This window comes from Mycoplasma sp. 3686h (assembly GCF_056781225.1).
On sequence record NZ_CM165562.1, the window covers coordinates 801,392 to 812,861 of the forward strand.

The 11,470-nt window shown below is 27.9% G+C and carries 8 protein-coding genes; 1 reads left to right on the forward strand and 7 read right to left on the reverse strand.

Annotation, left to right across the window (positions count from 1 at the left end; genetic code table 4):
* Window positions 1-146: 146 nt before the first annotated feature.
* A complete protein-coding gene (locus AC1RP9_RS03225; protein WP_481822116.1) occupies window positions 147-4,700 on the reverse strand; it encodes a hypothetical protein in 4,554 nt (1,517 codons plus the stop codon).
* 1,191 nt (window positions 4,701-5,891) lie between these two features.
* Here AC1RP9_RS03225 and AC1RP9_RS03230 point away from each other — a divergent pair.
* Window positions 5,892-6,386: a redoxin domain-containing protein gene (locus tag AC1RP9_RS03230; protein WP_481822118.1), complete on the forward strand. Its 495-nt coding sequence runs from the start codon at window positions 5,892-5,894 to the stop codon at window positions 6,384-6,386.
* 24 nt (window positions 6,387-6,410) lie between these two features.
* Here the strand turns inward: AC1RP9_RS03230 and rsmI are convergent, their stop codons facing one another.
* Genes rsmI through dnaX form a run of 6 tightly spaced genes read right to left on the reverse strand, consistent with a single transcriptional unit; the run spans window position 6,411 to window position 11,403 of the window.
* Window positions 6,411-7,118: a 16S rRNA (cytidine(1402)-2'-O)-methyltransferase gene (gene rsmI / locus AC1RP9_RS03235; RefSeq protein ID WP_481822120.1), complete on the reverse strand. Its 708-nt coding sequence runs from the start codon at window positions 7,116-7,118 to the stop codon at window positions 6,411-6,413.
* Window positions 7,111-8,028: a hypothetical protein gene (locus tag AC1RP9_RS03240; RefSeq protein ID WP_481822122.1), complete on the reverse strand. Its 918-nt coding sequence runs from the start codon at window positions 8,026-8,028 to the stop codon at window positions 7,111-7,113. Before AC1RP9_RS03240 ends, rsmI begins: the two co-directional genes overlap by 8 nt.
* Window positions 8,018-8,671, reverse strand: a complete 654-nt coding sequence (gene tmk / locus AC1RP9_RS03245) for a dTMP kinase (protein WP_481822124.1) — start codon at window positions 8,669-8,671, stop codon at window positions 8,018-8,020. The genes AC1RP9_RS03240 and tmk overlap by 11 nt, the downstream gene beginning before the upstream one ends.
* Window positions 8,672-8,682: 11 nt before the next feature.
* Window positions 8,683-9,267: a toprim domain-containing protein gene (locus tag AC1RP9_RS03250; protein WP_481822126.1), complete on the reverse strand. Its 585-nt coding sequence runs from the start codon at window positions 9,265-9,267 to the stop codon at window positions 8,683-8,685.
* Entirely contained in the window at window positions 9,267-9,554 is a 288-nt protein-coding gene (locus AC1RP9_RS03255) for a YbaB/EbfC family nucleoid-associated protein (protein WP_481822128.1), read from the reverse strand. The genes AC1RP9_RS03250 and AC1RP9_RS03255 overlap by 1 nt, the downstream gene beginning before the upstream one ends.
* Window positions 9,547-11,403, reverse strand: coding sequence for a DNA polymerase III subunit gamma/tau (dnaX, locus tag AC1RP9_RS03260; protein WP_481822130.1), 1,857 nt, complete (start codon window positions 11,401-11,403; stop codon window positions 9,547-9,549). Before dnaX ends, AC1RP9_RS03255 begins: the two co-directional genes overlap by 8 nt.
* Between the last annotated feature and the right edge of the window lie 67 nt (window positions 11,404-11,470).

Below are 11,470 nucleotides of genomic sequence, written 5' to 3' on the forward strand. Positions count from 1 at the left end.
AATAAATTATTTATTTAAATTATACAAAATTTGACTTTTTATTGGTATTTTAAATAGATAATATCATCCTTGGTTGCTCAATTAAAACTTATTAAAATTCTTTTATAAAAAACAAAAAATAGGTTTCCCTATTTTTGTGTCTTTAACTAATTACTTGGTTTATTATTTGCATCAACACTAGCTTTGGTTTGATCTACGTTGAAAATAAATAGTTTAAGTTTTTTATTAATTGCGTTTGTGATATTTGAAGCGTTTGCTCCTGGAGTATTTTCACTTTTAGCATCTGTACCAAGAACTTCTTTAGCTTTACTTTCTTTAGCTGTTGAAACAACTGTAGTATCTTCTGAATTATCTTGTTTAACCCCAAATAAAGTTAGTAAGTCTTTTTGGGTAGCAGTAGCTGTTGTATATAACGATCTTGCTTCTGCATTGTTAGCTTGAATATTAGTATCAAAGTGGTTTGCTAGAGTAAGTTCTTTTAATTCTTTAGCTTTTAGTTTGTAAAGGTCTAATTTATTGTTGTAAATTCTATCAAGAGCTCTTATAGCAGCAGCTTTAGCTATACTATATTTACCATTGTAAAGTTGAATTACTTTACCAAATAATCTTGATGAATTATCTTTACGAGTATTATCTATTAAGGTTTTTAGTGTATTTGCTTGTCTATGGAAATCAACAATTAAGTTAACATCTTTCACTAAATTTGCTTCTGAGTATGAGTGTTGTGTGATGTTGTGTGCAGTATCTGCTGGATGATCATTGTGTAAGAATTCTTTGTTAATATCTAACAATTCGCTTCTAAGTTTTTCAAGGTCTTGAACAAGATAACTATTATCGTTCAATTCTTTTTCTTTTTTCTCTAAATCATCTCTTTGTGAACCGATTAAATTACCTGATAAAAATTCGTTAAGGTGGAATTTAAATGAACTAAAGTAAAGAATAAATTTAGATAATTCTTCCACTCTAATGTAATTTTTGTTAGCTACACTACCTGTTGTAGGTAAATTAAGGAAATAATCTTTTTGTAATTTTGCAAATTTATCAGCACTTGATTTATCATTTTTAATTTCATTTAATAGTGCTTTTAAATCATCTAAAACTTTAACTTCATCTTTAAATGTTTCATTTTGTCTAAGATTGCTACGTGTTGAAATGGTAGAATCATATTCTTTAATGTATTTGTCAATAAGTTGTTCAACTTTGCTGGTTTGATTATTAGTTGAACCACTGGTTTGATTGGTATTTTGGAAGTTTTGATCAATGTTTTCGTGTTCAAGGAATGATTCAACAACATATGAATTAATTTCATTCATTGCTTCAACAAATTTTTTCTCTAAATCCACATATTTAGCGATTTTATGGTCTGCATATTGTTTTAAACTATATAAAGTTAGTTTAGGAGTTAATTTATCAATAGCATCCTTTTGGTTAGTATTAGGTGCCCCATTAATTGGTAAAGGATTTGTTGCTGGAAAAACAGGTTGAATATCTAAAGCTTTTGATTCATCTAAATAATCTAAGAAGTTAGCAATATCTCTTAAATGACCTTGGTATTGATCACCATTTTCTGGGTTGTAATCCTTTCCAAGGAATTTTTCTAAATTATAATTAGCTTTAACCCCTTCTCCTCTTGAAAGAAGAATGGTTACTTTATTTTTAATATCATTAAGGAATCTTTGTTTATCAGCTGGTCTAAATCCTTTAAGGTAAAGTTTAAGATTTTCAATTTGATCATTCTTTTCATCTGATACTGCTGTTTTTTCGTATGCTTTTTCGAGTAATTTTAATCTGTTTTCTAAAGTAGTTAGCTTACGATATTGTAAATATCTATCTCTCAGTGCAGCATCTTCAGGAGCAAAAGTATAATTCTCTTCATCAATAATTTTGGTTTTATCATCTGATTGTGCTTGTCCTAGAGCATTGTACTCTTTAAATGAATTTTTCACAAAATCAAAGTGAGCATCATAATTATCTTTAGCTGGGTTGCTAACTGGTTTATCAGTTGATTTTGTCGCATTTTCATTGGTCATGTCAACAAAGAATAAATCAAATGCTCTATCTTTGGTTTCGTTGTAAAGTTTCTCAAGAGCTTCAGGGGTAACTAGATTTGCATTAACAACTGAAATTTCATTTCCGTTTTCATCTTTGATAAGTTCACCATTTTCTGGATTTCTTTTAGGTTTTACAGTTTCTATTCAATTGTAAGCAGCAAGTCCTCTAAGTCTACCAAGTACTTCTTTAAATTTAGGTCATCTCAATTTAAATAAGTCTATATTAGCTTTGTAGTATTTGTCTTGTTTATCAATTGAAGTAATATCTTCAATACCTTCTTTAGCTTTATCTACAAAATCTTGTATAGCGTTAGAATCTTGTAATGATTCTAAGAATTTTATGTAATATGCTAAATCTGAATTAAATAATTCTTCACCTTTCTTATCTTTATAAAGTGGATCTTTGCTTTTATCTAAACCTTCTCAGTAAACTTTTTCTAAATCATTTGCTTTCTTAAAATCATTTGTAGTTAAAGTATCTGATGAACTTTTAACGTTTCTTAAAGCAGGAATATACACTTGAGCATATCTAATTCATTTTTGCATGTCTTTAGCGTCTTGTTGTTGCTCAGCAGTAAGTTCTTCATCTTCGAATTCATCTAATAAATCTTCAATAGTATCATATGCTGAACTAAGTTGGTCAATATAATAACCAGCAATATATAATTCAGGATTAGATACATGATTTGTATTAATTCTGAATCTTTCAACTAATTTTTCTTTAAAAGCTTTACCATCTGGAGTAACCTGATCAGGTGCCAATAATTTAGTAAGGTTTGTTTTTCATTCTTTTAAAATACCATCTTTGTTAAGACCAAAGGTAGCTAATTCTTCTTTTCATAAACCTGGAGCAAGATTTTTAAGTATTGCTTCATCTTCACCAAGATTATCACCAAAACCTTTTATAAGAACTCTTGGTAATCCTCTAAATTCTGGTCTCTTGGTTAAATTTTTACTATTAATTTCATTTATAAGATTAGCTTTTTCAAGTCGAAGGTTTTCTGCTGTATAGAAGTTTCTATTGCCGCTAAGAATAGCGTCTTTATCCACATTGGTTTGCATTGCTGATATTCTAGTGATTGCTTGAGTGTATTCTGGTTCGAGTTCACGGAATTTATCAAAATTATATTTCTTGATGTCAAATAAATTATTAATATTGAATTCTCAGTGTTTAGTAGCGGGCGAATCGTGGTCAGTAACGTTTTGTTCTTGTAAGAAAGTTAGCATTTTTTCAACAGTTGCTAAATCTTTATCAAATTGTTCTTGTGTATATCAACTATTTGTTTGTACATTAAATTGGAACGATGCTTGGAACGATGCTTTAAGTCTATCATTTGCTTCTTTGAAATTTGTTGCAGGTGCATATTCTGAACTCTGAGGATCATCCCATCCGTTAACTTTTGATAAAAATTCAAACTCAGTTTCTGATCTTAAAGGCTCTAATTCAGTAAATGCCTTAACAATGTGGTCTTGAGCAGATAAAATCAATCCTTTATATCTATCAGCAAGTACTTTTTCTTCATCGCTAGCAGGAATTTTTTGGTCAGCTTCACGGAGTTTATCAAGTTCTCCTTGGATAGTATCAAGTAATTTGAAACCTCCATTTTTAGGATTTAAAATTTGAAGAACTGCATATTTAACTTGATCTTCAGGTGAAAGTTGTGTTTGACCGAATTGTTCTAAAATTTTCTGTAACTTTTCTGTATCTTGAGGATTTTTGTTGAGTAAAGCATCAAGTTCATCTAAGATTGCAGAAAGATTTGCTTCATATTTTTCAGGTAAATCTTTGTTTCTTGATCAATATGGATTATTTCTAATTTCTGTGACTTTGTCTCTAAATTCTTTAACATAAGCATTGAGTTCTTTGTCAGAAAGTCCATTTTGTGAATTGTCATTCAAGAATGCATGTGCTTTAAGAGATAATAAACGATTAAGTGCTTCTTTGTATTGTGGATATAATGAATCAAATGTATCAACTTTGTGATCTAAATATTGCCCATTTGATTTAACTTCAAAATCTGTTGAATAATTTTCTTGAGCAAATCTATCTTGTAAAAATTTAAGATATTCCTCTAACTTTTTCAAATCATCATTGAATTGAGCAGTGGTGTATCCTGGAAGACTTGAAACATATTTTTCAAGTTCTGAGTATTCTTTAACTTGAGCAGGAACGTCAGTATTTGCTTCTAATCTCATTTCAGATTTAAATAAATCTGCATTTGCTTCTTGAGTAGATGTAAGAGGAAGGGTATATTCAGGATTAAGTTTAAATCCTCTAATAGTGTAGGTCTTCTCTTCACTTAAAGTTGATGTCTTAATGTCTTTAAGCTTAAACTTAACAATTGTGTATCCGTTTTCATTTTGATATGATGTATCAACTACTTGGTATTTTTTAGGATTAAATCCATGGAAGATAACGTCCCGATCACTCTTCACATAAGTTGAATACACATTGTAAATGTTAGTTTTTACTTTAGCATTATTTTGACCTGATTCTTTATCGTATACAGAAACTTGTACTAAAGATGCTGCTGCATCAACAATAGCTTTATTCTCAGAAGCTGTTCTTTCGTTAGAACATGACATAGTAGCTAAAGGAATCAATGATGTAGCTGAAGCACCTATTATTAATTTATTTTTAAGACTCATTTTTCTCCTATTTCGTTTGCGACAAAATGTTGCTCAACAGATTTTGTCTTTTAAGTTATATTATTTTAATTGTTTAGTAATAAAAAAATTATATAGATTTTTAAAAAAATAAATAGTAAGTTAAATATATATTTTTAAAATTTTTAACTTTAGATTTTGTGCATTAAAGTTGAAAGACCTTTGATAGAATCGCACCAGAATAAAGAGTGGGTGTTGTGCTTATATTTCTATGTAATAACATAAGCAAAATCATTCTAAATTCAATTAGATTTTTAAGTAAAAACTGATAAATTAATCGTTTAATTTACTGATACTTTCAGCTAAATAGGTCCAATCCTTTTAAGTTTATGCTTCTTAATTACTATGTAATTACTTATTTATTATTTTTTCAAAAAATAACATTAATTTCGAAAATTACTCTAATATTTTAATCCAAATTAATTAATCTGTAAAAATAATGTGGTTTTAATTCTATTATTTTGAAAATGTTAATTTTTCTTATTTATTCATTTTTCGGGTATTTTTTAATCTATTTTTAGCTTTTTTCTTTAAATTGAACTTAAAATTTTTAAGTTTGTGACATCTTAAAAGCAATAAATAATGCTTTTTTTGACTTTTGAAATGTTAAAAAATGAAAATTTTCAAATTATTAATTTGTTATTTTATTGAATATGAATTTGGAAAATACATCAATTTCAAAATCACATTTTTCGGAAAAATTAAGATTAATTTATGAAAGTTTTGAGCAAAATAATTTAATAAAATTAAGTAAAAATTCTTTGATTATTAAACATTTAAATGGGTAAAGTTATATTCAATTTGTTTAAATTTTGATTTTAAATCATCCGTTAAACAAATAAAAAATTAATGATTAAAAAAACCTTTTTGGGCTGATAATTGAGCAAGAAGTAAGATTTCGCTGAGTAAATTACTAGCTTGGTTTGTTAAGTTTTTTTCTGTATCTTCAAAATTAATTCCGAAAAAATAGTGAAAATTTTTCACAAATGTAGGTTTAAACTTGATCTATTTTAATCAAATTAACAAATAAGAAATCATATTTTTAAGATCGTATCTAAACGCTAAAAAGCTTGGTTAATTTGCTTGTTTTTTGCTTTTTTAATTTGTTTACATTGTTTAAAAATGTTAAAATTTTAACATATCTAAAAAACAATAAATACAGGAGAATCAAATATGAATAGAGTTAATTTCTTAAATGATCAATACTCACTTCTTGGTAATGAGGTAAAACTTGGTGATAAAGTAATGCTAAAAGGAGTTTTAGCTGGAAGTTTTGACACTAAAGAATATCACAATGAAGGTAAATACACCGTTGTAGTAGTCTTTCCTTCAATTGACACAAGAGTGTGTGATATGCAAGTAGTGGCTGCTAATGCTTTAGCTCAAGAATATCCAAATGTAAATTTTGTTTCACTTTCGCAAGATTTACCAACTGCTTTAGCTTCTTATAAAGACCAACACAAAATCGATCACATTCAAATGTTTAGCGATTACAAAAAAAGAGAGATGACTCTTTCGTTAGGATTATTAATTGATCAATTATTTCTTAATGCCCGTGCAATGCTTGTATTAGATAAGGAAAATAAACTTGTTTATAAACAAGTAAATGAAAATGTTCACGAGCAAGTTAATTTTGATTCATTAAAAGAATTTTTAAACAAAATATAAGAAAAATGCCTGTGTGGCATTTTTTTAATGCTTAGGATATTTGTTAACCTTTTTGGTTTTACTTTTAACTAAATTTAAAACTAATGTAAATTCACCTTTAACAGCATTATTTTGATTTAATTGATCTAGAATTTCATTCGCAGTCCCATAATATCAAGTTTCGTAAATTTTAGTTAATTCTTTGACTAAGCATAATTGCTCATGTCCTTGAAACACTTGAGCTATATCTTCAAGCGAAGTAATTAATTTATGTGGAGAAACGTAAAAAATATAAGTTCCATAAGAGAGTGAATTTAATTGAGTAATTCGTTGTGAACTTTTGTCTTTTAAAAAACCTAAAAACGAAAAAGTATTAGAAAAATTGCTTCCTACAAAAGCACTAATAGCAGCATTAACACCAGGAATAATTTCAAATGCAATATTTTGCTCACGACATAATTTAATGATTTCAAATCCTGGATCTGAAATTACAGGCATTCCAGCATCGCTTACAAGTGAAACTGTTTTATCGTTTTTTAAAAGCTCAATTATTCCTCTAGCACTATTTTTTTCGGTAAAGTTATTATAAGTAATTAACTTTTTTCCTGTAATTTGAAAATGTTCTAACAATTTAGCGGTAACTCTTGTGTCTTCACAAGCAATAATATGACTCTTTTTTAGTGTTTCTAGTGCTCTTAGGGTGATATCTTGTAAATTACCAATTGGGGTACCAACAATATATAGTTTACTCATATATTTCCATTAAATTAATTAATAACTTTTCTTTTATTAATCCAAAATTTTGTTGTGAACTTAAATCTTGAACAAAAGTATCTAAATGACTAATAGCATTAATTAATTTGGGTTTTTGTCCTTTAAGCTCTTTAGATAAGTTTAAAAGATTTAATCCAAGACTAAATTCAAAGTTAATGTTTTGATAAACAACACTGATAATAAAAATAATCATTTTAATTAGTATTTTGTTAAGAAAAGGATTTTCTTCCTCTAAAGTAATGCTTAAATGAGCATATAATAAATATTTATTTCTTAGTGATTTTTCAAAAACACTAATTAAATTAACTATTTTGTCAAAGTTTTCCGGTTTTAAAAACTCTTGAATTAATTGGTAATCGTTCAAAAGATACGCTAACAATTCACTTTGTTCATTCAAAAGCTTTTGTGCTTGTAATTTTTGAATTAATTCTTTTGTGCTTGGATGTTTAAGCGAAATGAGATAGCTTCGCGAAATAATTGTATCTAAAACTGAATGCAATTTGGTTGTGGTTAAAATAATAGTTATGTTTGAACTAGGTTCTTCTATGGTTTTTAAAATTGAATTAAGCCCTTGAGTTGAAGCATTTTCAATATTTTTAATAATAACAAAAATTCGCTTATCAGGATAATTAAGCAGTTGGGCTTTAATAAAAACTTCCTCTAATTGCTCTTTTTTAATTTTTTGGTTTAAATTATCTATTAATAAAACATTGACAAAATCTGCATATGATTGAAAACTGCAATTTGGAACATCATTAAAAATACAAAACACTTCTCGTAAAGCTTCATTAATTACATTTTCATTTGAATTAAAAAGTAAATACAAGTGTGACAGCTTGTTATTTTTTTTAATGCTATTAAAAAAGGTAACTTGTTCATTAGTTAGCATGTTTTTTAAGATATTCCTTAAATTGAGGGTGTTGCATTAATTGTTCTACCACTTGGTTAAATACTTGTTCTTCACTTTGTGAAGCATCAATAATTAAATATCTACTTGGGTTTTGATTAATTAAAGTTCAGTATCCACTATAAACAGTTTGGTGGAATGATTCCTTTTCTTTTTCCATACGATCTTCAACAAGTCGAGTGCTATTACGACGAATTTTTGCTTGTTCTGGAGTTAAATTGAAAAAGATTGTAATATCAGGGACTGCATTTTCAATGACTAATTCAGTAAGAGTTTTGACATATTCATATCCTAAATTTCTAGCAAATCCTTGATAAACGTAAAAGCTATCTATATAGCGATCACAAAGAACTAATTTATCACTTTCAAGTGCTGGTCAAATAATTTTTTCTAAATGAATTCTACGACTAGTTGAATATAGCATTGCTTCAGCAACTGCCGAAAGGTCTGAAGAAGAGTCTAAAATAATCTCTCTAATTTTTTCAGCTTCTTTGAGTCCTTGACCACCTGGTTCACGGGTTAAAACGATATTAGATAAATGAAATTTATTTTGCAAATATTGCATCAATTTATTAATAATGGTGGTTTTTCCGCTCCCGTCTAGTCCTTCAAAAGTGATAAACATAAATTCCTCCTTTATTTTTGTCTATGAATTAGTGAAAATTTCAAAGTCATTTCATCAATATAATCCATTGAAGCACCAATTGGTACTCCAATAGCTAATTGCGAAACATTAACACCAATTTTAGATAATTCTTTTTTAATTAAAACATTGGTCATTTCGCCGTGTAATGTGGGCGAAATTCCTAAAATCACTTCATCAAAAGTTTTTGCATATTCTTTTAATGAGTTAATTTCAAACATAGTTTTATCTACGTCAGATTCTTTTTTCAAAAGATTTTTAAAGGTATAGTATTTCCCCTTATAAAAACCAGCGTTTTCAATTTTGTCAATAATGGCAAAATTTTCAACGAGTAAAAGTTTATTTTCTCTTTGCGAATTATCACAATATTTGCAATATTCAATTTGGCTAGGTGATTGACAAAAGTTGCAAAAATGAACTTTTTCTTTGAGTCTTTTGAAGGAATTAGAAAGTGCAAAAACTTCTTCTTCAGAACTTTGAAGTACTCATAAAACAATCTTTTCAGCTTGTTTTTTCGAGATATTTGGTAATTTTCTAATTTCTTCAATAAATTTGGTTATCGAATCAGAAAAGAACATTAAAAGGGCATTCCACCAGGCATTTGTGGTGCAATTTTTTCAGTTTCTTCTTTAATTAAGTCAATGATTTCATTTATTGCAACTACAATTAAATCTTCAAGAATATCTTTATCATCAGGGTCAATTAAAATAGGATCAACATTAACAGACACTAAAGTAAAATCGCCTTTCATTTTAATTGTGATTCCTTGTTTTTCAATAGAAAAAACTTTTTCATCAAGTTCTTTTTGTTTTTGCTCCATTTGAGCTTGCATTTTTTTAAGTTGTTTTAACATTTCGTTATTCATTTTGTCCTCTTTTCACTAAATTAATTTCATCACCAAAGAGTGATTTAATTTTATCCTCAGTACTTTGGTCTTTGAAACGATTTTCTAAATAAGTTAATGGTTCGATTGCTTTTAAATCGTTTGGGGTTTGTTTTTGTGTAAATTGATCTTTGAAAAGCTTAAGCACTCTCTTCTTTTGAGTATTGGATATTGTGTAAATGTGTTTGTATTCAAAAAATACTGTTTTAATGTACTTTTGAAAATCCTCAGTATTCCTAATTTTATAAATTTGATTTAAAAGATTTTCATCATCTGAAGCAATTAAGATAAACGTATCACTTGAAGCTAAAATTTTAGTTGGTTCAAGTAGTTTCATTTTTTCATATTTTCAAGTATCTGAAGGTATAAGGGTTTTTTCAGCCATTTGCTTATATGAAGTTAAAAGCTCTTTAGTATTCTTTTGAATACCTTGTTGAAGGATGTGCATTAAATTAGCTATTTCTTGATCGCTTCATTTTTCTGTGTTCGAATCATCACTCTGATTTAAATTGATTACTTTTGTATCTATATTATGTGGATATGAATCGTCTATATATTCTTTATTAGTAAATGTTTGCTCTTGTGATTTAAAATCTCTATTAAGCTGTTCACTAACAGATTGGTGCGATTGCTCGTATTGTGGGTTTTGTGATAAGTCACCTCAATCATGAATCTGGTCTGAGTTTTCTTCTTTAATTTTATGAGTAACCCCGGCTTGATTATTGAGATTAACAATTGGTTTAATTGGTTCATCTTGTGCTTTATTTGTTTTGTATGAGCACATTTTTAGTATTAAAACTTCAAGTAATTCAAACGGGTATTCTGAGCGAGCCATTTTAATTAGCACTTGATTTAATTCCTCCAAAAAACTAATTGCAAAGTTTTTATTAATTTGTAATGATTTGATTTGATCAATTTCTAATCATTCCAAAAATTCTTGTGATTGGGTTAAATTATAAATTAATCATTCTTTTAAAATATTTAATAAACTAATCACTAATTGATTTGGATCTGATCCTGAATCTTTGAGAAAATAAAATTGTTTCAGTGTTTTTTTAATTTTTAATGAACAAATTAAATTGATTAATTCAATGATTAAATCGTTTGAAACAATCCCAAAATTTGTGGTTAAATTTTCTACTGTAATCTTTCCTTGCCCAAATGAAGCACTTTGATCAGCAATTGAAAGTGCATCCCTCATAGCCCCAGAAGATAAGCGAGCAATTAATTTAATCGATTCATTGGTAAACTCAATATTTTCCTGTTTAAGTATTTTGACTAAATGCTGATAAATTTGTTCATTGGTAAGTTTGGTAAAATTAAATCTTTGTAAACGAGAAATAATAGTAAGTGGTATTTTTTGATAATCAGTGGTTGCAAAAATGAAAATTGCATGCGCAGGAGGTTCTTCCAGTGTTTTAAGGAGTGCGTTAAAGGCACTTTTAGTGAGCATATGAACCTCATCAATAATGTAAATTTTAAACCGAGAATGAATTGGGGATTGCTCAATTTTTTCCTTTAATTCTCTAATTTCATCAACTCCATTATTTGAAGCAGCATCCATTTCGACAATATCTAGTGATTTTCCAATTTGAGCTTTACAATTATTGCAAGCAATCGTTGCATCTTCACCATGCATACAATTAAGTACATTAGCAAAAATGTTCGCTAGCGAGGTTTTTCCTGATCCTTTAGGACCACTGAATAAATATGCATGCCCGATTTTTCTGGTTAAAATGATATTTTTTAACGTATTAATAATATGTTCTTGACCGACAACCTCATCAAATGATGTGGGTCGATATTTTCGATATAATGCTTTATAACTCACTTAAACTCCTTTGTTTAATAATTATATTTTAATATAGTTTTTTGAGTGGTTGATTTTTTAAAAAATA